At 64.8% G+C, this 21,614-nt stretch carries 23 protein-coding genes; 3 read left to right on the top strand and 20 right to left on the bottom strand.

Going from position 1 to position 21,614, the window contains the following annotated elements:
• Positions 1-36: 36 nt before the first annotated feature.
• From SR908_RS04730 to SR908_RS04635, 20 genes are all read right to left on the bottom strand, one after another.
• On the bottom strand, positions 37-657 hold the full coding sequence (locus SR908_RS04730; protein ID WP_246919704.1) for a hypothetical protein: 621 nt from the start codon (positions 655-657) through the stop codon (positions 37-39).
• Positions 658-748: 91 nt separating this feature from the next.
• Positions 749-1,474, bottom strand: a complete 726-nt coding sequence (gene fabG, locus SR908_RS04725; protein ID WP_040242759.1) for a 3-oxoacyl-ACP reductase FabG — start codon at positions 1,472-1,474, stop codon at positions 749-751.
• Positions 1,471-1,944 (bottom strand): ApeP family dehydratase, encoded by a 474-nt coding sequence (locus tag SR908_RS04720; protein WP_246919707.1) that lies wholly within the window; start codon positions 1,942-1,944, stop codon positions 1,471-1,473. Before SR908_RS04720 ends, fabG begins: the two co-directional genes overlap by 4 nt.
• A 1-nt stretch (position 1,945) precedes the next feature.
• Entirely contained in the window at positions 1,946-3,148 is a 1,203-nt protein-coding gene (locus tag SR908_RS04715) for a beta-ketoacyl-ACP synthase (RefSeq protein ID WP_246919711.1), read from the bottom strand.
• A complete protein-coding gene (locus tag SR908_RS04710) occupies positions 3,145-3,741 on the bottom strand; it encodes a DUF3261 domain-containing protein (RefSeq protein ID WP_246919714.1) in 597 nt (198 codons plus the stop codon). Before SR908_RS04710 ends, SR908_RS04715 begins: the two co-directional genes overlap by 4 nt.
• A complete protein-coding gene (locus SR908_RS04705) occupies positions 3,738-5,009 on the bottom strand; it encodes an NAD(P)/FAD-dependent oxidoreductase (protein WP_246919717.1) in 1,272 nt (423 codons plus the stop codon). Before SR908_RS04705 ends, SR908_RS04710 begins: the two co-directional genes overlap by 4 nt.
• A gap of 11 nt (positions 5,010-5,020) precedes the next feature.
• Positions 5,021-7,321: an MMPL family transporter gene (locus SR908_RS04700; protein ID WP_246919720.1), complete on the bottom strand. Its 2,301-nt coding sequence runs from the start codon at positions 7,319-7,321 to the stop codon at positions 5,021-5,023.
• A gap of 21 nt (positions 7,322-7,342) precedes the next feature.
• On the bottom strand, positions 7,343-7,939 hold the full coding sequence (locus tag SR908_RS04695; protein WP_246919723.1) for a LolA family protein: 597 nt from the start codon (positions 7,937-7,939) through the stop codon (positions 7,343-7,345).
• Between the two features lie 39 nt (positions 7,940-7,978).
• Positions 7,979-8,953 (bottom strand): LpxL/LpxP family acyltransferase, encoded by a 975-nt coding sequence (locus tag SR908_RS04690; RefSeq protein ID WP_097022000.1) that lies wholly within the window; start codon positions 8,951-8,953, stop codon positions 7,979-7,981.
• Positions 8,950-9,708, bottom strand: a complete 759-nt coding sequence (locus SR908_RS04685) for a glycosyltransferase family 2 protein (protein ID WP_246919726.1) — start codon at positions 9,706-9,708, stop codon at positions 8,950-8,952. Before SR908_RS04685 ends, SR908_RS04690 begins: the two co-directional genes overlap by 4 nt.
• Positions 9,701-11,533 carry an AMP-binding protein gene (locus SR908_RS04680; RefSeq protein WP_246919729.1) on the bottom strand — a complete coding sequence of 611 codons (1,833 nt, stop codon included), beginning with the start codon at positions 11,531-11,533 and terminating at the stop codon, positions 9,701-9,703. The genes SR908_RS04685 and SR908_RS04680 overlap by 8 nt, the downstream gene beginning before the upstream one ends.
• Positions 11,523-12,089, bottom strand: a complete 567-nt coding sequence (locus tag SR908_RS04675) for a COG4648 family protein (RefSeq protein WP_246919732.1) — start codon at positions 12,087-12,089, stop codon at positions 11,523-11,525. Before SR908_RS04675 ends, SR908_RS04680 begins: the two co-directional genes overlap by 11 nt.
• Positions 12,090-12,097: 8 nt before the next feature.
• A complete protein-coding gene (locus SR908_RS04670) occupies positions 12,098-12,361 on the bottom strand; it encodes a phosphopantetheine-binding protein (protein ID WP_097021996.1) in 264 nt (87 codons plus the stop codon).
• Positions 12,362-12,517: 156 nt separating this feature from the next.
• Positions 12,518-13,225, bottom strand: coding sequence for a beta-ketoacyl synthase chain length factor (locus tag SR908_RS04665; protein WP_246919735.1), 708 nt, complete (start codon positions 13,223-13,225; stop codon positions 12,518-12,520).
• Positions 13,226-13,586: 361 nt separating this feature from the next.
• The gene (locus tag SR908_RS04660) at positions 13,587-13,883 is read right to left on the bottom strand and encodes a con-10 family general stress protein (protein ID WP_097021994.1); all 297 of its coding nucleotides are present in this window, start codon (positions 13,881-13,883) and stop codon (positions 13,587-13,589) included.
• Positions 13,884-14,041: 158 nt separating this feature from the next.
• Complete coding sequence (locus SR908_RS04655; RefSeq protein WP_097021993.1) at positions 14,042-14,362, bottom strand: YnfA family protein; 321 nt, start codon at positions 14,360-14,362, stop codon at positions 14,042-14,044.
• A complete protein-coding gene (locus SR908_RS04650) occupies positions 14,356-15,882 on the bottom strand; it encodes a PhnE/PtxC family ABC transporter permease (protein WP_246919738.1) in 1,527 nt (508 codons plus the stop codon). Before SR908_RS04650 ends, SR908_RS04655 begins: the two co-directional genes overlap by 7 nt.
• Positions 15,879-16,577 (bottom strand): ATP-binding cassette domain-containing protein, encoded by a 699-nt coding sequence (locus SR908_RS04645; RefSeq protein WP_246919741.1) that lies wholly within the window; start codon positions 16,575-16,577, stop codon positions 15,879-15,881. The genes SR908_RS04650 and SR908_RS04645 overlap by 4 nt, the downstream gene beginning before the upstream one ends.
• Complete coding sequence (locus SR908_RS04640; RefSeq protein WP_246919744.1) at positions 16,574-17,425, bottom strand: putative selenate ABC transporter substrate-binding protein; 852 nt, start codon at positions 17,423-17,425, stop codon at positions 16,574-16,576. The genes SR908_RS04645 and SR908_RS04640 overlap by 4 nt, the downstream gene beginning before the upstream one ends.
• A 109-nt stretch (positions 17,426-17,534) precedes the next feature.
• Positions 17,535-18,395, bottom strand: coding sequence for a MurR/RpiR family transcriptional regulator (locus tag SR908_RS04635; protein ID WP_075368201.1), 861 nt, complete (start codon positions 18,393-18,395; stop codon positions 17,535-17,537).
• A gap of 282 nt (positions 18,396-18,677) precedes the next feature.
• On the opposite strand from SR908_RS04635, the gene zwf reads away from it, so the two are divergent.
• Genes zwf through SR908_RS04620 form a run of 3 tightly spaced genes read left to right on the top strand, consistent with a single transcriptional unit; the run spans position 18,678 to position 21,540 of the window.
• A complete protein-coding gene (gene zwf / locus SR908_RS04630) occupies positions 18,678-20,153 on the top strand; it encodes a glucose-6-phosphate dehydrogenase (RefSeq protein WP_075368200.1) in 1,476 nt (491 codons plus the stop codon).
• 18 nt (positions 20,154-20,171) lie between these two features.
• On the top strand, positions 20,172-20,846 hold the full coding sequence (gene pgl, locus SR908_RS04625; protein ID WP_175575832.1) for a 6-phosphogluconolactonase: 675 nt from the start codon (positions 20,172-20,174) through the stop codon (positions 20,844-20,846).
• Positions 20,847-20,877: 31 nt separating this feature from the next.
• Positions 20,878-21,540 carry a bifunctional 4-hydroxy-2-oxoglutarate aldolase/2-dehydro-3-deoxy-phosphogluconate aldolase gene (locus SR908_RS04620; protein WP_075368199.1) on the top strand — a complete coding sequence of 221 codons (663 nt, stop codon included), beginning with the start codon at positions 20,878-20,880 and terminating at the stop codon, positions 21,538-21,540.
• The last annotated feature ends 74 nt before the right edge of the window (positions 21,541-21,614 follow it).

Here is a 21,614-nt window from a genome sequence, read left to right as displayed (position 1 = left end):
GAATACTCGTTATTGAGTACTTGCCACGCCGACGGCTTACTCCGTTGGCGTGGCGTCGTCCGTCTGTGTCGCCGCTGGCGGCTGATGACTCAGGAACTCGCCCAGACGCTCCTCTTCGCTTTCGCCGACACGGCATAGCTGGACGGCGACATCCGCATACTGCATCAATACCGGTACCAACAGGCGTCGCCGTTCGACCCCATCGTCGGTGGCGCGTGCCTCGCCATCGAACCACTCGAAGAGCCGTGCCAGACGCGCATAGTTGGGGTCGCCGCGCCCGCTGTTGCCGCGCAACGCATCAATGGACAAGCAGCGCAGCACGTTGCGCTTGTTCGGGTCCAATCCTTCCTTCTCCAGCAAGCGTTCGGCATGTTGCATGAAATGCTCGGCCAGCAAGGCGGTGGTTTGCGTGCGTCCGTGATGCGCCAAGGCATCGAGACTGTCGCGGAGCGCTCGCTGTTGCTGAACGAGCTGCTGCCAAAACGCCAGGCCGAGCAGCGCCAGGATCGCCAACGCGCCCAGTGCGAGGACGAAGGCGCCCAAGGGTATCAATGCCGAAGGCGGCAGCGGCCAGTCAAGGTCGGTAGCCGTCAGCAGCGCACCTCCCAGTACGGCGGTCGCGAGCAGCACGGCGAGCGTCAGAACCAAGCGTTTCATCGTGTCGTATCCATTGCCTCAGGCGTATGCCTCATTATCGGCCCTGTCACGCCAAGCTTGATGGTGGTAAGCGATAGTCTCTCCACACACCTCAACACATGCCACCATTCACCGGTAACACCTGACGCGTCATATACGCGGCATCCTTTGAGCATAGAAAGCTCACCACTCCGGCGATGTCCTCGGCCTGGCCGGTGCGGCGCATGGGAATCAGCTTGAGCACTTCTTCCTGGGATAGGTGGTGCGTCATGTCGGTGTCGATCCACCCCGGGGCGACGCAGTTGACGGTGATGTGGCGCTTGGCAAGTTCGATGGCCAGCGCCTTGGTGGCGCCGATGATCCCCGCCTTGGCGGCACTGTAGTTGACCTGGCCGCGATTGCCGATGAGTCCCGACATCGAGGCGATGGTGACGATGCGCCCCGGCTTGCGACGCCGGATCATCGGCATGACCAGCGGATGCAGCACGTTGTAGAAGCCGTCGAGATTGGTATGTACCACGCTGTCCCAGTCGTCGCCGGTAAGCGCGGGGAACGGGTTGTCGGCGGTGATGCCGGCGTTGCAGACCACGCCGAAATAAGTGCCGTGGGCCTCGATATCCGCCTCGAGGAGAGTGCGTGCCTGGTCGCGATCGGCGACGTCGAAACATAAAAGGCGCGCCTCGCGGCCCAGCGCGCGAATCTCCTCGGCGACACGCTCGGCGTCCTGCTCGCGTGAGCGGTAATGAAGAACGATATCGAAGCCGTCGTGCGCGAGGCGCAGGGCGGTGGCGCGACCGATGCCACGGCTGGCACCGGTCACCAGAATGGTGTCGGTCATCGAGCGTTTTGCCTTTCTGCAGGGGAAGAAGAAGCGTCCGGCGTGGGCTGGAAGATGCTCAGGCGTCCTTCGGCGAGACACTGGCCCGCTACCGTCGAGAGCATGCCGGCAAAGGTGCGCACGCCGTTATCGGCGACGAATTCCCGCGTCACCTGAACGTGCACCGGCACATCGAGAGCAAAGTTATCCACATGGGCATGGTAACGCCGGCTGGCGATCAAGAAGCCGGGCGGCGGTGGCGCGCCATCGATATGTGCCCAGGCCCCGGCCCAGGCGGCGACGCCCTGGGCCATCCACTCGAGGCCGACCCAGGCGGGAATCGCGCCGTCCTCGACGAAAAGATCGCTGTCCTTGGGCGTGATCTCGACGGTAGCCCCGTCGGCATCGTAATTCAGCAGCGTGTCGAGCAGACACATCGCGCCGTCATGAGGGACGAACGGTCTCACCTCACAGGGAAGCTGAAGGCTCATGTCATGCCTCCTCACGGGTCATCAGCAGCGCGGCGTTATTGCCGCCGAAGGCGAAGGAGTTGCTCAACGCATGCTTGAGCGGATACGGCTTGTGCTCGGACGTGACCGTAGGCATGACATAGTCGAGGAGTGGCAACTCGGGATCGGGCACGGCATCGAATACATGCACCGGCAGGCGCCCGCGGTCGAGCGCCAACCAGCAGAACGCGGCCTCCAACGCGCCGGCGGCCCCCAGGGTATGGCCGGTCAAGGCCTTGGTCGAGCTGCACGGTGGCGAAGTTTCAAACAGCGTCGCGACCGCCTTGGCTTCCATGCTGTCGTTGTGGCGGGTGCCTGTGCCGTGCAGGTTGAGATAATCCACCGCCTCGGGCGCGCAGCCGCCCATTGCCAGGGCCTGGCGCATCGCCTCGTGCGCGCCGCTGCCATCCGGACGTGGCGCGGAGATGTGATAGGCGTCGCTGGATTCGCCCGTGCCGCTGAGCTGAATGCCGCCGGCTTCCGGGGTGACCACGAACAGCGCCGCCGCCTCGCCGATATTGATGCCGTCGCGCTGTGCGGAGAACGGCAGGCAAGGGGATTCGCTGATCGCCTCAAGGCTGGCGAAGCCGTTGACTGTCAAGCGGCAGAGACTGTCTGCGCCACCCGCGACGACCGCGTCGCATGCCCCACTGGCCAGCAGTCGGCGAGCGCTGGCCAGGGCCCGTGCGCTGGAGCTGCAAGCCGTGGAAAGCGCGTACACCGGCCCGTTTGCGCCGAGGCGCTCGGCCACGAAACGCGCCGGCGCGCCGAGTTCCTGATTGGCATAGCGGAACGTCTCGGGTAGCGAGCCCTCGCGACCGGCATCGGCGATGGCGCTCTCGGTCTCGCCGATGCCTGAGGTACTGGTACCGATGACCACGCCGATGCGCTCGGGCGGCACCGACTCACGCAGCGTCTCGAGCGTGTCATGCAGGCGTTGCATGGCGAGTGCCAGCAAGCGGTTATTGCGGCTGCGCTGCTCGGGCGGCCAGTCGTCCCAATCGGGGAGCGAGCGCGTGACCATGCCCAACGGTAGCTCGCGTTCGGGGGTGAAGGCGGCGCTGGATGTCAGCCCGCGTCGCCCCGCGAACAAGGCGTCGGCGATGGTCTCCAGGTCGTCTCCGAGGCTACACACCACGCCGGGACGCGACAGACGACAGGGTTGGCGGTTGGCGGATAGGCTCATCGCGAGGCCTCGTGGTCGGTGGACGAATCGAGCGGCGCGATGCGCAGTCGGTAGTCGCCTTGAAAATCTTCCAGCAATACGTCGCTGTCACTTTCCATATCGCGTTGCGCCGGTGGCGGCGTGATGCGGGCGACACGCTCGCCGCGATAGGCGATCAGGCGCTCTCGGCGATTCTCGTCGAGTGTCCAGTCGCTCTCGGCAAAGGCATCTTCGAGCGCTGAGCGGGGCCACAGCGACCATTCGAGGCGCGTCGCCAGCCAGTCCGGCGGAAACGGCAGGGCATCCTCGCGCGGGGCGTCGCCTTGTTCGAAGCGGCTGCCCGAGGAATCGCGCACCAGCGTCGTCAGGCGCTGCCCGTAGGGCGTGGTCAGGACCACGCGCAATTCGTCCGGAGCGAGGCGCAGCACAGCGATCAGGGTCTGTTCTTCCGCATCCGCATCGTCGGGGATGAAGGTCAGGCGTCGGGTGAGCGTCTCCGAACGTTCGGCCTGATCCAGCGCGGGATGGGGCGCGATGGGCGGTGCCAGCGAGCAGCCCCCCAACAGCATCAGGCCACACAGCGCGAGCGCCAGAGGGAGTCGTACCAGGCTCATGAGCGTACCTCGTCGCGTTGTTCGCAGATCTCGGCAAGCGTTGCCAGTCGGCGTCGCGAGGCAGTGACGAAGGGGTTGTCGCGGTCCCAGGCGTAACCGGCGAGCACGCCACTGATCCAGCGTTTGAAGCGCGGCGGCGGTGCTTCGTGAAAGACGATGGTCTGCAGCGTGCCGGCGTACCACGCCTCGACGAAGGCGCGGAAGGTATCCACCCCGGCGCGCAGCGGCGTCTCGAAGTCGGCGTGCCAGTCGATTTCCTCGCCGCGTAGCTGGCGGTCGACCAGAGGCGCGGCCAGGTGCGACGAATGCAGGGCGATGGTGACGCCGGAGGAAAAGACCGGGTCGAGAAACTCCCCGGCGTTGCCGAGCAGTGCGTAACCGGGGCCGTGCAGGCGCGTGACGCTGGCCGCGTAGCCGCGTATCTCGTTGACCTCGCGCACGCGCCGCGCCTGGTGCAGGAGCTGTCGAAAGCGGGGCTCCTGATCGATCAGAGTTTGCCAGCGTGCCTCGGGGTCGTCGCCATGCGCGGAGAGGGTCTCGATATCGCCGACGACGCCCACCGAAGCACGTCCGTCGGCGAACGGGATCAGCCAGTACCAGATACCGGCGTCTTCGGGGTGAACGCCGATCAGGATCTTCTCGCGGTCATAGTCGGCGTCCTCGATGCCGTCCTCGACGTGGCTGAAGATCGCCATGCGCGGCTCGGCGCGCGGGTCGCGTTCGAGGGCCTCCAGGCGCGCCAGCACGCGGCCGTAGCCGCTGGCGTCGAGGACGAAGCGCGCGCTCAGGTGGCGCGTCGTGCCGTGTTCGTCGTCTAGCCGCAGCGTGGGGCGTTCGGCGTCGGCGTCGAAGGCGCTCACCGTGGTGCCGAACTCGAGCGTCGCCCCCTGAGCCTCGGCGGCGTGGATCAGGCGCTGATCGAAGTCGGCACGCGGGACCTGATAGGTGGTGCCCCAGCCGGGCGTGGATTTCTCGCGGAAATCGATGGTGGTGGTCCGCGTGTGGCGCGTGAAGGCGGCGCCGTTCTTGGGCTGATAGCCACCGTCCTGAACCGTCTCCAGCAGGCCGGCCGCCTCGAGATAGGCCATGCTCTGCGGGAGCAGGCTTTCGCCGATGGCAAAGCGCGGGAAGTGGCTGCGTTCGATGACATGCACGCGCCAACCGAGGCGGCTCAGGCGCGCGGCCGCCGCCGCGCCGGCGGGTCCGGCACCGATGATGGCGACGTCGCAGTCGGCGGCATGCGGGGATGCGTCGGTGTGGATGTTCATCCTGCGTCTCCTCATGGACCGGGTCTGAGCAAGTAGACCAGCCCCCACACCGCGGCCAGACCGATCAGACACGTCAGGCCGAGATAGTGAAGCGCCGGGGTGGCACTGAACGCAAGCAGTCCGAAGGCCAGCAGACTGGTTAGCGTGGACAGGCTGATGGCCAGCCAGGCCGCTGCCTGGCGCGGATGCTCGGCATTGAAGATACCTGCGTCGAGGCCGATGCCCAAGACCAGCAACAGCCCCAACTGACTGAAGACGTTGAGCGGGATGCCGGCCACTGCGAAGCTCGTCAATACGATCAGCGTAGCGCCTAGCGGGGGCAACAGCACTCGCCAGGTACGGCGACGATAGCGCAGGCTCAGCCCCACGCCCAGCAAGACCAAGCCCAATGCTAGCCATTCGGCGATATGCGTGCGCAGTTCGCCAAGCAGGCCCGACAAGCGCTCGATACGATCGACATAGGTAACGCCGGGCGTATCGGCGGCGAGTTGCCGCAGAGGCGCCTCGCCGTCGCCGTCCGCGACACCCTGAAGCGCCACGCTGGCGGCGACGTCACCGTCGTCGGTCTTGCCCAGCCACAGGCGGCGTTGCGATTCTCCGAGCGGTGTGTCGAGCCAGCTCTCGACATCCAGCAACGGGCTCTCGTCGAGGCGAGCACGTGCCCGTTCGGCCAGCGTCTCGGGGAGCCCCGCGCGCTCGAACAGGGTCTCGAGCGGTTCCCTATAGAGGCGCTCGACGCGTTCGAGGTCGGCCTCCTGCTGAGCGGGCGGCGGCACGCTGTCGGCAAGGTCGACGTGTCCGCTGATCACATCCTGGCGCTGCAGCTCGTCCAGCGGCGCGTGGAGTGCGTCGAGCCGTGAGAGCAGCGCGGCCTCATCGTCGCCGCGCACCAGCAAATAATGCGTGCCGGTATCGTTACCGAAGTGTCGCTGCACGATGCGCTCCTGCTCGAGCAAGGCATCGGGCGATGAACTGAGCAGCCGCAGGCTGTCGTCGCTTTGCAGACGCCAGACGCAGACGGCCAGCAAGATGACGGCGACCACGCCGACCCAGCCGGGGGTGAGGCGCCACGGCGTGCGCGTCATGCTTTCCCAACGGTTGGCCAGGCGCGCGGTGGCCGGCGAGACGGGGAGCCGCAAGCGAGGTAGCCAGAGCACCACGCTCAGCCAGGCGCCGACCAGGCCGAGCGCGGCGAAGACCGCCATCTGACGCAGCCCGGGCAACGGGGTGAGGGTCTGGGCGAGGTAGGCGACCAGGCTCGAGGCCAGGCCGAGGGCGAGCCCGGGCAACAGGGGACGCAATCGGAACCCACGGCCGGCGATGGCGCGATGGCTTTGCAAGTGCAGGGCGTAATCGATGGCGATGCCAATCAGGCTGGCACCGAAGGCCAGGGTCAGCAGGTGCAGGCTGCCGAACAACGCCAGAGTAGCGGTTAGCGCCAGCAGCAGGCCGCTGCCTAGTGGTAGCAACAGTGCAAGCAGGACGCGCGGCGAGCGAAAGACGATCAGCAGCACCGCGATCAGACCGAGCAACGCGCCCAGGCCAATGGTCGAGATCTCGTGCTTGGCCTGCTCTGCGCCGGCCGCGGCATGAAAGATCAGCCCCGAGCGCAATAGCGTCGCCTCGGGGTGCGTGGCCTCAAAATCCGCCAATGCCGTGGTCAGGCGCTGCTGGGCGTCCGGCGCGTAGGGCGAGGCGGCGAGTTCGCCGATCAGCAGGTTGAAACGCTGGCCGTCGATATCGACGCTCAAACGGCCGTCGCGCGGGGTGACGCGACTCGTGGTGCGCTCCTTGAGCCAGGCATCGAGCAGCCCGAACGGATCGCGTCGCGGGTCCGGGCGTGCGGCGGGCGAGAACAGCGTCTTCAGTGCGGGGTCGACCAGCGATGCACCGCCGTCGGTATCGATGGCCTGGCGTATCTCGGGAGTCAGCAGGCGGTAGCGATAGGCATCGAGTGCCGCTTTAGGATCGTCGTCGAGGAGGTCGGTGTCGCGCCAGGTCAGGGTGTCGATCACCGACGAAGCGCCGTCGTCCCCGGTGAGTGCGTCGGCCAGCGTGGGCGTGGCACTCGACAGGTCGTCGGCGTGCAGCAGTAGCACGAAACGGTCCTCGAAGCTCGTGCCCAGCTGGGTACTGGAGCGTTCCACCAGCGGTGCCTGACGGTCCTCCGGCAGCATGGCGGTCAGCCGGGTGTCCGCGGGCAGGCCGTCGCGCAGCAGCCAGCCGAGTGCCACCAGACACAGCAGATGGGCGACTAGCCAGGCCCAGGCGAGATAACGGGGCACGCGCGTGGCGGTGGGCAAAGGCGACATGGGGAGTCCTCGGCGATCCGGTCAGCGGGTATCGGCGTCGGGGAGGGCGTCGATCGCCTCGGGTGTCAGCGGCGTCTGGTCGCTGAAGTCGACGCTCAAGCGGTCGCCACCGGCGGTATTCATTTCCAGGTGTTCGACATAGCGGCCGCCGGCCAGACGAATCTCGCCGATACGTTCGGCGAGGGCCGAGTCGCGCGGTGTGAGCCGGACCTGCCAGTCGTCAGCGTCGCCCTCTAGCGTCTGTGTGAAGCGTGAATCCAACGCTGACCAGTCACCGCCGAGCAGGCGCAGCAACAACGCGGCGATCTGCTCGCGCCCGGCCTGACGGGCGCTTTCCGATTGCGCGGCGTCATCGGCATCGGCCGGTGTGAGCACCAGGGTGTCCTCCACGGGTGTTTGCAACTGCCAGACCACTTTCTCGTCGCGGACATAGGCGAAGCGTCCCTGGCTTTCGAGTTCGGTGTCGACATCGGCGAGCCAACGAGTCTGCGTGAAGTGGCCTTCCAGCGCCGGAGTCTGCTCGAGACGCGCCTGGAGCGCCTGGCGGTCGAAGGCGTGTGCGGCGAGCGGCAGTCCGACGAGCCCCAGGCAGGCGTAGGCGATCAAGCGGCGCATCATGTGCTTTCTCCCGTGTCGAGATGACAGCGACGGTGAAACTCAGTCGTCGTTGCGTGTGTGCGTTGTCGAAGAAGCCCAGAAGGGGAAGAAGTTGAACCATTGCAGGGGCTGGCGCTGGCATTGGTCGGTCAACCATTGTACGTAACGACGCATGGCTTGTTCGCGCCAGGCGTCGCGCTCGGCGCGCTTGACGTGGGTGGTGTCGTCGAAGTCATTGAATTCCACCCGGTAGCCTTCGGCGTCGCGTAGGCAGGCCACCGTGTAGAGCGGGCAGCGCAACAGGGTGGCCAGATGGAACGGGCCTTCGGGGAAGGCGGCGGGTGCGCCCAGGAAATCGAGCGTCTGGGTGCGGCCACCGTCGTGAATCGGCACACGGTCGGCGGCGATCATGACGAAGCGCCCTTGCTGAATGCGCTCGGCGAGCAGCATGGCGGTGGCCGGGGTGATCTCGCTGACCTCGATGATTTCCGGTGCGCGGCGCAGGTTGCTGCGGGCCAGCAGCTCGTTGAACTTGCTGGCGTTGCGAGTGTGCATGATTTGTACCACGCGGAAGTCGTCGCGGCGTTCCTGCATGGCGCTGCATATTTCCAGGTTGCCGACGTGCGAGACCAGCACAAGACCGCCGCGCCCGCTGCGGATGGCGGCGTCGAGGCGGGCGCGGTCTTCGCCGTCGACCCGCGCCTCCAGCGTACGCCCACTCCAGGCATCGATCTTGTCCATCAGCATGCCGCCGAAGACCAGAAAGTGGCGCAGGCTCAGCCAGTGTACGCAGCGCGGCGCACGCCCGGCATAGAGGGGCCAGATGCGCTTGAGATAATCCTGCGATGCCTGGCGGGGAATGTGGCGTATCGCGTAGTAATAAAGAATGACCGGTACCAGCATGAGCCGAAACGGCCAACGTCCCAGGTGGCGGCGAATCCAAATCATCAGGCGCATGCCGGCTAGCGTGCCGGATTCCTGAACGCGCGACCAGTGCCGTGCATCGCGTTGTGTGTCGTCGTCGCTGGGGGTCATCCGGTACTCCTTGTCATTCGCGCATGGCGGCATAGCAGGCGTGGCAGCCGCCGCAGCATACCGGCGAGCAAGCGTAAATGCATCGTGGTGAGTTGGCGGTTATCGCGCCACATGGCGAAATGCGAGACGCCATCGAGGGGATAACTCACCCGTACAGGCAGGTTCTCGACCGGACGCGCGTCCCATATCCAGCGCACGGGCAACTCGGTGTCGAACTGCATGCGGTCTCCGCAGGGGTGCCTCGCCACAAGGCGATTGGTTGCCGCCACCGGATACAGCTTGACGCCGCACATGGTGTCGCGCAGCGCGAAGGACAGTGTGCTCAACCATACCAGCGAATGGGTGAGGTAACGGGCGTAGAAACGATGGCGCGGCACGCTGGCATCGAAACGCGGATAGCCGATGCGCAGCGTCGTGTCGTCGGCATTGAGGCCGGCGAGAAACGGCGGCAGGTCGTCGGCGTCGTGCTGGCCGTCGGCATCGACCTGCAGGGCGTGCGTGAACCCCAGCCGCTGCGCTTCGCGCAAGCCGGCCTTGACCGCTGCGCCCTTGCCCTGATTGTACGGCAGCTTGAGCAGGTGTGTGCTTGGCTCGTCGGCGAGCCGCTCCAGAACGGCGGTACAGGCGAGCTCGCAGCCATCGTCGATCAATAACAGGGGAACCTCCAGACGGCGTAGCGCCTGGCAGGTACGCCCGACTGCGGTGGCGTGGTTATAGACCGGAATGATGACACAGGGGCGCGCGTCGTCACGCATGCTGCGGGCCCTCCTGTGGCATCAGCGTCAGCGTGCCGGTTCCGTGAGTACCGCGCTGGCTGGTGAACGTGAAGCGTAGCCGGGTCGTCATGCTGTTCTTGTGGGCATTGTTACGGGCATTGTCATGAGCTAGGTGATGAACATTGTCGTGCGCTATTTCATGCGAGCTGTCATGCGTGGCGTCAAGCGTCAGGGTGACGCGCTCCCCCGGAAGCAGCAGCAGGGGGAATTTGATGCGAGCCATGTCGCGGCACACGCCGTGCAGGCCGAGGCTTTCGCGCGCGGCGTGAAGCGCCCAGCGGACCATGACCACGCCCGGCACCACCGGCTGTGTCGCGAAATGGCCCTCGACATAGGCGAGGCGTTCGGGGACTTCCAGGGTCAGGCGCGCGCTTTGCGGGCCGTCCAGCGTTTCGCCCAGCCAGCGAGGCGCTCGGGAGTCGTCGAGATCCGCGAACAGGCGTGACAGGCACGTCGCGCCGAGCTTGCCCTGGGCGTCGCGGGGCCAGGCCTCGACGAATCGCCAGTAGCGTGGCAGCACGGCGTTTTCGAAGCGTGGCGCCAGGGCGGCGCGCAGCGCCTGGATCAGCCGGCGTCGTGCGTCATGGTCGTGCGGTACGGCCTCGGGGACGAGTTCGACGATGGCACCCAGGCGGCCATCTCGCCTCGGCAGGGGAGTGCAATGGGCACGTCGCACGTCTGGCAATTCACCGAGAGCGCGGTCGAAGGCGGTGAGCGAGACACGCTTGCCGCCGACCTTGGCGATACGGTCGCTACGGCCGAGTAGCCGAAAGCGGGTGCCTTCGACGACCACACGGTCGGCCTGCGGCGTCCAGGTGGCGGGTGTGCTCAGCCAGGGCGCGCGCAGCCACAGTTGGTGCTCGGCGTCGTCGCGTGTCTCGACGCCGGGGAAGGCGGTCCAGCCGGTATCCCGGGATTGAACGCGCCAGGCGATGCCGCCTGTTTCCGAGCTGCCATAGACTTCGCGTACCTCGGTGCCGAGCAGGCGCTGGGCATGCTCGGCGGCGTCGCGCGGCAGGGGCGCGCCGGAGGAATGAATGCGCGCCAGGACGCCGTCGACCGCGGGCCAGTCGAGTGTCTCTGGAAGCCGCTCGAGAGTCGGTGGGGCGCTGATCAGTACCGCCTCGCGCTGGGTTTGTGCATGCCAGCGTGCCAGCCATAGATGCAGGGTTTCGGGGTAGCGGCAGATCTCGGCGGCGAACGGCGCGCGCTCGCACAGTGGGCGCAGCACCCCGAACAGCAGGCCGTAAATATGCTGGTGACTGACCTGGCTCAGGGTCAGGCGTGCGTCGAGCGGCCATAGTTCGGCATGCATGGCCAATTCGGCGTCGAGCTGGGCGAAGCTCTTGTCGAGGCGCTGCGGCTCGCCCGTGGAGCCCGAGGTGTAGAGGGTCACGGCGACACGCCCCGCCTCGAGCTTGCCCCAGCGAGGTGCACACGGGGCGGTGCTCGCCATCAGGCCGCCGGGGATATCTCCCAGGCGCGTGGCACCTAGGTCATCGAGGGCCTCGAGTGTCGCGGGGCGCGTGTCGGCCGGGAGGATGACATGGTCACCGCGTTCCCAGGCGGCGATCAACGCACAGCCGAACCGGTAAGGGTCGTGTGCGCTCAGGATCCAGCTACAGGGAGACTCGGCATGCGCGTCCAGTGTCGCCTGCCAGGCGCCGATGTTGGCCTGGAATGTCTCCAACGTGTGCCAGGACGTCTCGGGGTGTGCCTCGGTTTGCCAGGCCACGGCGCGTGCAGAGTCGCGTTCGCGCCACGGGGCGGCCAGCAGCGGGCCGTGCGCCGTGTCATTCGTCATCGGGCGTTTTCCTGACCTGGCGGCGTATCAACCATTCACCGCCGAACATCATCGCCAGCAGGGCGTAGACGATGCCCCCGTTGTAAAGCGTCCACGTGTCCAGGTCGGCGTAGAGGGCAGTCCAAAGCGCGATGCTGCCATTGAGGGCGAAAAAAACGCACCAAGCCTGTGTGACGCGACGTGTGTAGCGAACGCCGCGTGGCCCGAGGTTGGGTTCGCGGCGCCGCGCAAAGCGTTCTATTGCGCTGGGCGGGCGTGCCAGGCTGTACGCGAAGGCGGTCAGCATGGCGGTATTGAGGAGCACCGGCCAGGCGCGCACACCGAGTTCGGCGTGACCGGCAGCGAGCACGGCCACGCCGGCGATGAGCAATCCCCAACCCCAGCTCCGGCGCGCGGCCGGCAGCCGCCACCAAGCGAGTGCGACGAGGGCGATCAGCAACGGCCAGGCGCCGAGACGCGGCAGCAAGGCGTGTACGGCCAAGGGCCACCCCAATGCCAGGATGCCTAATAGCAGATTGAACCGGGCCGAGCGCGGAGACGGGGTACGGGAACTCATGCTGGGCTCTACGCGGTGCGACGCTCCTCGACCAGTGCGGCGAGCGTGCGCAGGTTACGGAAGTGGTGGCGTGTTTCGTCACTATCGGCTTCCAGCTTGATGCCGTAGCGCTTCTGCAAGGCCAGTCCCAGTTCCAGGGCGTCGATGGAGTCCAGACCGAGGCCTTCGACGAACAACGGCTCGTCGGGATCGATATCGTCCGGCGTGACGTCCTCGAGCTCGAGGGTATCGATGATGAGATGCTTGAGCTCTTGTTCCAATTCGCTCGTCATGGGCGACTCCATTCTCGTCGATGCAGCATAAGGCGTATGTCGTGTGCGTAAACGTTGCCGACGGCGGGGCGCACGATACCGGCTGGCCTATGATACAGGGTGTAAGCGGGTATAGGGCAGAAGCGTTGAGGTGCATGGGGCGAGCTCGTCCATGCGTTATTCGGCGCGTACCAGTGACCATGCCTGGCGTGGCCTTTGGCAATGGAGTTCGTCGCGTGTGCCGCATAGCCAGTCGATGAGGTCACTGGGCTGTGGGCTGCTCTCGGCGGCTTCATCGCCCGCCAGTGGACGTGAGGTGAGCGCCCAGGCGTCCTGCGTGGGCGTCAGCGACACGCGTAGTGCCACGGTGGCGGTTTCGACCGGTGTCGTGAAGTGCGCAGCGAAGCGCTCGGGGATCGCTTGCTCGGCGAAGGCAATGATCACTGACGATTCGCCCTGTGCCAGATACCCCCGGGCTTCGACGAGAAGCGCGGCAAACTCGTCGCCCGAGGCGGCAATCGCCTGCTGGGTGCGATGGTTGCCGCGCCCGATCGAATACACGCCGGGGATGGCGTTATGCACCGAGAGACCGAAGCGTGCCGGCGACAATGGCGCTTCTTCGGCCAGGGCATTGAGCATTTCCAGGGTGCGTTCGCCATCGCCGTGGCGAGAGGCATACAGCAGGGGGCAGTCGGCGTCGACATCGAGCTCGGCCAGCATATCGCAGAGTGCGCGGCCGATGCCGGTCAAGCGGCGACGCAACATGGCGGGCACATGGCTGCCGGCGGGTTTTTCCGCGACGCTGAGGCGGGGGTGCGACGTATCGCGGCGGCCGGGCTGCCAGGCACGCCAGTCATGTACGTACATCATGGCCGGTGTCGTCATGCAGACGTCTTCCCTTTCGTCGGCGAATGCCGCTGGCTCGATCCGTGGGGTGAGTGACAACGTATACGGGCGTTTACCCTACCCGAGTCATGACATGATGGCTACTGTCTTGGGGCGCCGACATGGGAGTTGTGGCGCACGCAAAAAAAGACCGTCCTGGCGGACGGTCCGGCCTGAGGCCAAACCCGCATATGCGGGCGCAGGGAAACGGCGCTTGGCGCTGATGTGCAACGCGCGTGGTATGCGCTGTGAGGTGTCAGTCTATGTCAGTGCCGTGTAGCTGGCTGTCAGCCATGGTGGCGCAAGGCGTAGGCAATGCTCGCGGGGTGGCGAAAGCGACTGGCCATGTACTGGGTGATCGTTACGAGGCATGGGGTGGGCGTTGACGTCCACCTTTACGGCCTGCCTCGCGAGCGCGATCGGTATCTTGCTTGAAGTTGCCGGGGCTCTGACGGCCGCCCTTGCGTCCCGCTTCGGCGGCACGCCCTGGGTCGTGCTTGAAGTTGGTGGGACTGGCTTGGCCGCCCTTGCGCCCGGCCTCGGCGGCGCGTCCGGGGTCATTGGCAAAATTGCCGGTACTACGTTTTGGCGTTGAAGAGGGCGATGCTGGGGATGGCGTCTCTTCGTCCTTGATCAGCGGGCGTGGCGGTGTGGTCATGTGAACCTCGTCAATGGAACACGTTAGCGACACGAGACCAGGCAATAAGCCGGTCACTGGTGATGCTTCCCCTTCCATGGGGCGGCGCATCGTTTCCAGACACTAGCAGGTTTGCACGCAACACAGCGCAGCAAAACGTAATCTTCTGCGGTGTTTTCTTATCGCCACCCGCTGGCGATGACACCCATGCCGGCAAGCGCGAGGCCGGCACCGATCCAGTCGGTGGGTTGTAGCGGTTCGCCGTCGACCGCCCATAGCCAGCCCAGGGCGCAGACCACATAGACGCCCCCGTAGGCGGCATAGATACGGCCACTGGCGGCGGGATGCAGCGTCAAAAGCCATGCAAATAGCGCAAGGCTGGCGGCCGCCGGGATCAGCAGCCAGGGCGAGCCTTGCTGGCGGAGCCACAGCCAGGGCAAATAGCAGCCGACGATTTCCGCCAAGGCAGTGGCGATGAACAGCAGTGTCGTGATCAGCATGCGGCTTCTCCCGTGGGCCGGTCGTGTTCGCCTATGGTGTCGACGATTTCGCGCGGCCGGTAGCGGCGCGCCAGGGCGTCGACGGCGATGTTCAGGCCGGCGGTGATCAATAGCAGCACGAAAGCCTGATCGAACATCAAGTACGCGAAGCTGGAGTCGATGTGAAAGCCCAGCGTGGCAATGCCGAGCATACCCAGCAACGCGGTTTCACGAATGATCGTCTCGGCGCGGTAGAAAAGCAGTGCCAGCAAGCCGCCATAGAGGCGCGGCAGCAATTCGTAGGCATAACGGGCAGAGGCCGGTAGTGCGTGACTTCCCGGCACGATGGCATCGGCATGCCGCGCCACCAGGAAGGCGATCAGTGCGCCGTTATGTAGCGACAACGCCAGCCAGGCAGGCAGCATCGAGGGGCCGAGCATCAACAGGAAGATGAAAGCCAGCATCAATTCCGGTGTCGAGCGCATCAGGATCAAGACGCCCTTGCCTGCCATGCGGGTCGGGCGGTTGCCGAAATGGCGGCTGGCCAATGGCCACAGCAGCAAGGCCACCACCAGGCTGCCGGCGGTGCCCATCAGCCCCAGTAGCAGGGTGTTGCCGATGGCGGGGAGTAGGTCGGGGATTTCGCCGAACCATTGCCAGAGCCCTGCCAGGTCGCCGTCGAGCAGGGGTTTCGGCCATAGGTCGACACTCACGAATCTCCATAGCAGCGCGCCGTCGATGTCCGGCCATGGCCCCAGCAGGAACAGGCTGCCCAGCGCGATCCACGGCAGCAGGCGGCGGTGTCCCCATAGATGCAGCGAGGCGATCATGAGATAGAACACCCACAGCAAGGCACCGGCCTCGGCGTAGCGCCCCTCGCGGAAGGCGCTCTCCAGGTGGAATCCGAGCGTCGGCAGACCCACGAAGCCCAGCAGTACGCTCGAGCGCATGGCGCATTCGAAGCGATAGCGGGTATAGCTCGAAAGCCTCGCCCAGACCATGGGCAATTCGGCATACACGAAACGCGAGAGGCGGCCCACGCCTTCAGGAAGGGCCTCGACCGGTGCACGCGGCGTAAGCTCGAGGATCTCGGCGTAGACCTTGGCGAAGATGCCGGCGTAGGGAATCGTCAGGGCGGCGATGGCGGTGACGGCGGAGAGGCCGAAGACTTGCAGCAGAAGCAGGGCCCAAAATAGCTCGTGGATGGCGCGCACGAACGCACAACTGCCGCGTAGCAGGCGCGAACGTGGGAAGAGCAAGGCCAGCGGGAAACCGAGTGCCACGCCGAGCAGCGTTCCCCACAGCGCAAAGCCGATGGTCAGGGCGATGGCATGGGGCAGCGACTGGGTTGCCAGGATGTCGGGGCGCAGCAGGCCGGACAGCATGCGTTCCAGCTCGGCCCAAGGGTCGTGGGTGGTGATCGCCAGGTCAGCGAATGGCAGCAATACCAGACACAGTGCAATCAGCCCCAGCGAGCGCCGGGCGAGGCGCAGATTGAGGGAGTCACCGGCGAGCAGGCCTGGCGCGCGTTCGGCACTCATGCCGGCTCCGGTTGGGCATCAGACGAGTGGGCGTCAGGATAGAGCGTGTCGAGATCTTCAAGCGTCAAATCGCGCGCTGGCGCATCGAGTATCAGTTGGCCGTCGCGCAGCCCCCACACGCGGTCGAAATGACGTAAGGCGAGTTCGCGCTGATGCAGGGCGATCACGCAGGTCGCGTGCTGATTCTGAACCATATGCAGCAGGCGGCGTGCCTGGTGCGGATCGATGCTGGCGACCGGCTCGTCGCCGAGAAATACGTCGCGCGCCTGATAGAGCGCCCGGGCAATGGCCACGCGCTGGCGTTGACCACCGGAGAGCTGTGCCACGGGACGTTTGAGAAGTCCTTCGAGGCCCAACTCGCCGCATAGCGCTTGAATGTCGCGCCAGGCGTCGCGTCGCGGGCGCAGCAGGTTGACGAGGTTGGCGAGCGCAGAGTGGCGCTCCAGGCGGCCCATGTAGATGTTGTGATAGACCGACAGCGGCGGCACCAAACCGTGCTCTTGTGGGCACCAGGCCGCGCGCTGCCCGAGGCGTCGGCGCAAGGCCGCCAACAGGGTCGATTTACCCACTCCGCTGGGGCCGAGCAATGCTACGCGTTCGCCGGCCCGAAGCTCCAGGGTCAGATCGGCGAGGACGGTATGGCGTGCATGACCCAGCGCCTCGCCGTCGAAGCGAACGAGTTCCTCCACACTCAACGCAGCAGGCCTAGTTTCTCGCCGACGTCTTCGATGGGTTGGTAGTCGTCGTTGTCGGCGGGAATGAAGCCTTGACGGGGGAAGCTCTCGAGCAGCTCGGGATCGTGCATATCGAGCAGTGCCTGACGCACCTTGTCGGTAAAGCCGTCGCCATGGCGGTCGTCGACGTCTCCACGTATGGTCCATTGATAGTCGGGGTAGGTCGGTGTCTTCCAGATCACGTCGACCTTGTCGGTATCCACGCGTCCATCGGCTACGGCAGCGTCCCAGACCTTGAAATTGACGGCGCCGATTTCGTAGGTACCGGACTCGACCAGGGCGATGGTACGCGTATGGTCGCCGGAAAAGCCGACGCGCGAGAACAGCGACTTGGGTGGCGCCCCGAACTGTTCGCGGATGTAATATTCCGGCATCAGGCGTCCGGAGGTGGAGGTCTTGGCGCCGAAGGTGAACGACTTGCCTTGCACGTTCTTGGGCAAGTCATCGCCCTGCGTGTCGACATCGCTGTCATGGTTGGCGATGAAGTAGGTGCGGAACTCGGCGTCTTCCTTGCCTTGGGCAAGGGCGCGAGAGTTGGGCACCAGGCGGCGCGCCTGCACGCCGGTCAGGCCACCGAACCAGGCCAGTTGCACCTGGTCGTTGCGGAAGGCCGAGACGGCGGCGCTATAGGATTTGACCGGCACGTACTCGACCGTTACGCCCAGTTGACCCTCGAGATAACGAGCGACCTTGTCGAAGCGCTCCTCGAGCCGTGACTGGTCTTCGTCGGGAATGGCCGTGAAGCGAAACGTTTCCGCCGTGGCGGCGGTGCTGACGAGAATCAACAGGCAGGCGACGAGCCAGCGCATGGGCATACTCCTTGGAAGAAAAGCCGTTTAATAAAAACGGCTCAATGAGAGCGGTAAGACGTTCATTGTCGTGACTGCACGGTATGGCGGCAAGCGGGATCCACGACGATCACTCGTCGTGAATCGGAAACCGCGTGGCCTGCAGGCTGTCCTTTATCTTCTTGAGGTGCGGCAGGAAATCCTCGCCACGACGCAGCGTGACGCCGGTCGCCAGTACATCGATCAAGGCTAGGTGGATCATGCGTGAGGTCATCGGCATGTAGACATCGGTGTCTTCCGGGGTGATGACCTCGAGCGTTTCGGTACACTCGTGGGCGAGTGGCGAGTCGGGCGCGGTGATGCCGAGCACGATGGCGCCATTGTCCCGCGCGACACGAGCGATCTCGACCAGCTCGCGGGTGCGGCCGGTGTAAGAGACGATGACGATGACGTCGCCGGTATGCGTGGCGGCGGCGACCATGCGTTGCATCAGCACGTCTTCGTAGGCGGTGACGGGCAGGTTGAAACGAAAGAACTTGTGCTGCGCGTCCTGGGCCACGGGGCCCGAGGCACCGAGGCCGAAGAAGCTGATCTGCTTGGCCTGGATTAGATAGTCGACGGCACGTTCGACGCGCTGGGCGTCGAGCGTGCGACGGGCGTCGTCGAGGGCGGCAATGGTAGCGCCGAATATCTTGTCGCCATAACTCGCGGCGCCATCGTCACGTTCCACGCTGCGGCTGACATAGGGCGTGCCGCCGGCTAGGCTTTGGGCCAATTTGATCTTGAAGTCGGGATAGCCCTTGGCGTCGAAATTGCGACAGAAGCGATTGACCGTTGGCTCGCTGACCGCGGCCGCTTGCGCCAGCGTGGCGATGCTCATGCCGGTGGCGGCGGCCGGGTCGTGGAGAATCACATCGGCCACTTTGCGTTCGGAACGATTGAGTTCGTCCAGACGTGAGCGGATACGGTCGATCAGGTCGAAGGCTGGCATGCGTAATGGGAGTCTCTGTCTGCCAAGGGTGTCGAATTAACTACGTTGTCACGTAACCACATTTTCCAGTAGCTACTTTTTCAAGTGACTACGTTTTCAAGTAACTACGTTGTGTTAGATAAGGCATCCTAGCGTGGTGGCGCAGGGTCGCCAAGCCAAGTCGTTCGTGGGTGGGGTCGAATGCGTGTCGCAATGGTAGTAAATTTACATAATATATTTGCCGAGGAGCCCTGATATGGCTTATTTTATAGGTAAGTTAACCAGATTTTTGGGGGCCGCGTCATGAGTCGAGATATCACGCCCGATGTCGATCTGGCCCTTTTCGGGGCGCTTGGCGATTTGGCGCTGCGCAAATTGTATCCGGCATTGTACCACTTGGATCGCGAAGGGTTGCTTGGCGATACCACGCGAATCCTGGGGCTGGCGCGCCAGGAGCACGATGTCGATAGTTTCCGCACCAGCGTCAAGGAAGCCCTTAACAAGCGGCTCAAGCCCCACGAGCTGGAAAAAGCCTGTCTTGAGCGGTTTCTGGCGCGTATCGACTATCAGCAACTCGACTTTGCCACCGTCGATGGATATGACGCCATTCGCGATTGGCATGACGCCACCGCGCGCCCCATGGTCGTGTATCTGGCGGTACCGGCCAGCATCTACGGCGATATCTGCGCCAATCTGCAGGCCAGTGGCAGCCTCGATGACGAGGCCCGCGTGGTGGTCGAAAAGCCCATCGGCTACGATCTCGAATCCTCCATTCAGATCAACGATGCCATCGGCGATGTTTTCCCCGAATCGCGCATCTATCGCATGGATCACTACCTGGGCAAGGAGACGGTCCAGAACCTGATTGCGCTGCGCTTTGCCAATCCACTGTTCGGCAATCAGTGGAACCAGAATCAGATTTCGCATGTGGAAATCACCGTGGCCGAGAAGGTGGGCATTGAGGGCCGCTGGGGGTATTTCGACGAGGCGGGGCAGTTGCGCGACATGGTTCAGAACCACTTGTTGCAGTTGCTGTGTCTGATCGCCATGGATCCGCCGTCGAATCTTGACGCCGACGCCATTCGCGACGAGAAGGTCAAGGTGCTCAAGGCACTCAAGCCCTTGGTTGGTGAAGAGCTGTCGCGCAACGTGGTCCGCGGTCAATACATCGGCGGTTCCGTAGACGGCGACAGTGTGCCGGGCTATCTCGACGAGGAAGGTGCCAACACCTCGAGCCATACCGAGACTTTCGTGGCCATGAAGCTTGAGGTTGCCAATTGGCGCTGGGCTGGGGTGCCGTTCTATTTGCGTACCGGCAAGCGCATGCCGGAAAAGATGTCGCAGATCGTTATCCACTTTCGCCAGCAGCCGCACTACATCTTTGATCCCGACCAGCGCGGACTGGCGGCTAACAAGCTGGTCATCCGTCTGCAGCCGGAGGAAGGCATTGCGTTGCAGGTGCTGACCAAAGACAGCGGGCTCGACAAGGGCATGCGCCTGCGGCCCGGGCCGCTGCACCTGGATTTCAATCACGCCTTCCCCAAGACACGGATTCCCGATGCCTACGAGCGCTTGCTGCTCGAGGTGATGAAAGGCCAGCAATATCTGTTCGTGCGTCGCGACGAGGTCGAATACGCCTGGAAGTGGGTGGATCAGCTGATCGCCGGCTGGGAGGCACGGGACATGCCGCCGCGCCGTTATCCGGCCGGCTCCTGGGGGCCCGTGGCGTCTATTGCCATGATTACCCAGGACGGTCGCTCCTGGTATGAAGACTATTGATTGGATAGGCAGCCGATTATGACAAGCATCGATGAAGGCCGTCGTTACCTTGCCGAGCGCCTCGCGGATACCGTGGCCAAGGCGCTTGAAGCCGATCTGGCCAGTCGCGAACGGGTGCTGCTGGTCGTTTCCGGTGGCTCCACGCCGAAGCCGTTCTTCAGCGCTCTATCCACCAAGGCGCTGCCCTGGTCACGTATCGACGTGACACTGGCCGATGAACGCTGGGTGGCCGATGACGATGCCGATAGCAACGCGCGCCTGGTCCGCGAAACGTTGCTCGTCGGGCCGGCCGCCGAAGCGCATTTTCATTCCCTGACCACCGATGACGACACCCCCGAGGCTGGCGTCGAGGCGGTTTCAGCGCGCGTCGCGTCGCTGCCGTGGCCGGCCAGCGTGGTCGTCCTCGGCATGGGTGGCGATGGGCACACGGCCTCGCTGTTTCCCGACAGCGAACAGCTGGCCACGGCGCTCGAAACGTCCGAGGCGACGGTGGCAGTGCATGCGCCCAGCGTACCGCAGGCGCGCATTACGCTGAGCGCCGCTCGTCTGGCCGATGCCCATCTGCATGTCTTGCACATGACCGGCGAGGACAAGCGTCGTGTCCTGGCCAACGCGTTGGGTGGCGATGATGCCCGGCAACTGCCGATTCGCACCTTCCTTTCCCAGCCGATCGCGACGTACTGGGCGCCCTGAGCCCTGCGTATACGAATACCCGGAGCATCCCATGACTATCGACAAACAGCTTCCCTCCACTCGCACGACGGAACTCGACAGCATCTGCCAGAAGGTGGAGGTGATTCCGGTGCTGGTGATCGATCGCCTCGAGGATGCCGTGCCCATGGCGCGTGCCTTGGTCGAGGGAGGGATCAACGTGCTCGAAATCACGCTGCGCACCGACTGTGCGCTGGACGCCATCCGGCGCATGCGTGCCGCGTTGCCGGGCGTGAGCATCGGCGCTGGCACTGTGCTGACGCCTGCCCAGTACCGGCTGGCCGAAGAGGCCGGCGTTGATTTCGTGGTCACGCCCGGCACGACCGAGGCGCTGTATCGCTATGGTGTGGAAAGCCCGGTGCCGATGCTGCCGGGGGTGGCCACGGTGTCCGAGTTGATGACCGGCTGGCAGTATGGCTATCGACGCTTCAAGTTCTTCCCGGCGGAAGCCAGCGGCGGTGCCAAGGCGATCAAATCTATCGGTGGGCCGATTCCTGATGCCCAATTTTGCCCGACCGGCGGCATCACCGTGGAAAACGCCGACGATTATCTCAGTCTGCCCAACGTGATGTGCGTGGGGGGCTCATGGCTGACACCCAAAAACCTGGTCGAAAACGAAGACTGGGACGGTATCCGCGAGCTGGCGCGTCAGGCCGCTGAGCGTTTCCATCACTGAGACTCGTTTATCACTAAGACGCTTGCTATTAAGCAGGCAACCGCTTCTCTCTCGACAGCTGATGCTGTTCTTCC

It is taken from the genome of Chromohalobacter canadensis (assembly GCF_034479555.1).
Taxonomy (GTDB): Bacteria; Pseudomonadota; Gammaproteobacteria; order Pseudomonadales; family Halomonadaceae; genus Chromohalobacter; species Chromohalobacter canadensis.
Note: the sequence above shows the minus strand (reverse complement) of the source record. Positions and strands in the feature narration are given on the sequence as shown.

Bases quoted from the DNA above. Each gene is read 5' to 3' on its own strand.
- SR908_RS04730 (WP_246919704.1), bottom strand. From the start codon at position 657: ATGAAACGCTTGGTTCTGACGCTCGCCGTGCTGCTCGCGACCGCCGTA.
- fabG (WP_040242759.1), bottom strand. From the start codon at position 1,474: ATGACCGACACCATTCTGGTGACCGGTGCCAGCCGTGGCATCGGTCGC.
- SR908_RS04720 (WP_246919707.1), bottom strand. From the start codon at position 1,944: ATGAGCCTTCAGCTTCCCTGTGAGGTGAGACCGTTCGTCCCTCATGAC.
- SR908_RS04715 (WP_246919711.1), bottom strand. From the start codon at position 3,148: ATGAGCCTATCCGCCAACCGCCAACCCTGTCGTCTGTCGCGTCCCGGC.
- SR908_RS04710 (WP_246919714.1), bottom strand. From the start codon at position 3,741: ATGAGCCTGGTACGACTCCCTCTGGCGCTCGCGCTGTGTGGCCTGATG.
- SR908_RS04705 (WP_246919717.1), bottom strand. From the start codon at position 5,009: ATGAACATCCACACCGACGCATCCCCGCATGCCGCCGACTGCGACGTC.
- SR908_RS04700 (WP_246919720.1), bottom strand. From the start codon at position 7,321: ATGTCGCCTTTGCCCACCGCCACGCGCGTGCCCCGTTATCTCGCCTGG.
- SR908_RS04695 (WP_246919723.1), bottom strand. From the start codon at position 7,939: ATGATGCGCCGCTTGATCGCCTACGCCTGCCTGGGGCTCGTCGGACTG.
- SR908_RS04690 (WP_097022000.1), bottom strand. From the start codon at position 8,953: ATGACCCCCAGCGACGACGACACACAACGCGATGCACGGCACTGGTCG.
- SR908_RS04685 (WP_246919726.1), bottom strand. From the start codon at position 9,708: ATGCGTGACGACGCGCGCCCCTGTGTCATCATTCCGGTCTATAACCAC.
- SR908_RS04680 (WP_246919729.1), bottom strand. From the start codon at position 11,533: ATGACGAATGACACGGCGCACGGCCCGCTGCTGGCCGCCCCGTGGCGC.
- SR908_RS04675 (WP_246919732.1), bottom strand. From the start codon at position 12,089: ATGAGTTCCCGTACCCCGTCTCCGCGCTCGGCCCGGTTCAATCTGCTA.
- SR908_RS04670 (WP_097021996.1), bottom strand. From the start codon at position 12,361: ATGACGAGCGAATTGGAACAAGAGCTCAAGCATCTCATCATCGATACC.
- SR908_RS04665 (WP_246919735.1), bottom strand. From the start codon at position 13,225: ATGACGACACCGGCCATGATGTACGTACATGACTGGCGTGCCTGGCAG.
- SR908_RS04660 (WP_097021994.1), bottom strand. From the start codon at position 13,883: ATGACCACACCGCCACGCCCGCTGATCAAGGACGAAGAGACGCCATCC.
- SR908_RS04655 (WP_097021993.1), bottom strand. From the start codon at position 14,362: ATGCTGATCACGACACTGCTGTTCATCGCCACTGCCTTGGCGGAAATC.
- SR908_RS04650 (WP_246919738.1), bottom strand. From the start codon at position 15,882: ATGAGTGCCGAACGCGCGCCAGGCCTGCTCGCCGGTGACTCCCTCAAT.
- SR908_RS04640 (WP_246919744.1), bottom strand. From the start codon at position 17,425: ATGCGCTGGCTCGTCGCCTGCCTGTTGATTCTCGTCAGCACCGCCGCC.
- SR908_RS04635 (WP_075368201.1), bottom strand. From the start codon at position 18,395: ATGCCAGCCTTCGACCTGATCGACCGTATCCGCTCACGTCTGGACGAA.
- zwf (WP_075368200.1), top strand. From the start codon at position 18,678: ATGAGTCGAGATATCACGCCCGATGTCGATCTGGCCCTTTTCGGGGCG.
- pgl (WP_175575832.1), top strand. From the start codon at position 20,172: ATGACAAGCATCGATGAAGGCCGTCGTTACCTTGCCGAGCGCCTCGCG.
- SR908_RS04620 (WP_075368199.1), top strand. From the start codon at position 20,878: ATGACTATCGACAAACAGCTTCCCTCCACTCGCACGACGGAACTCGAC.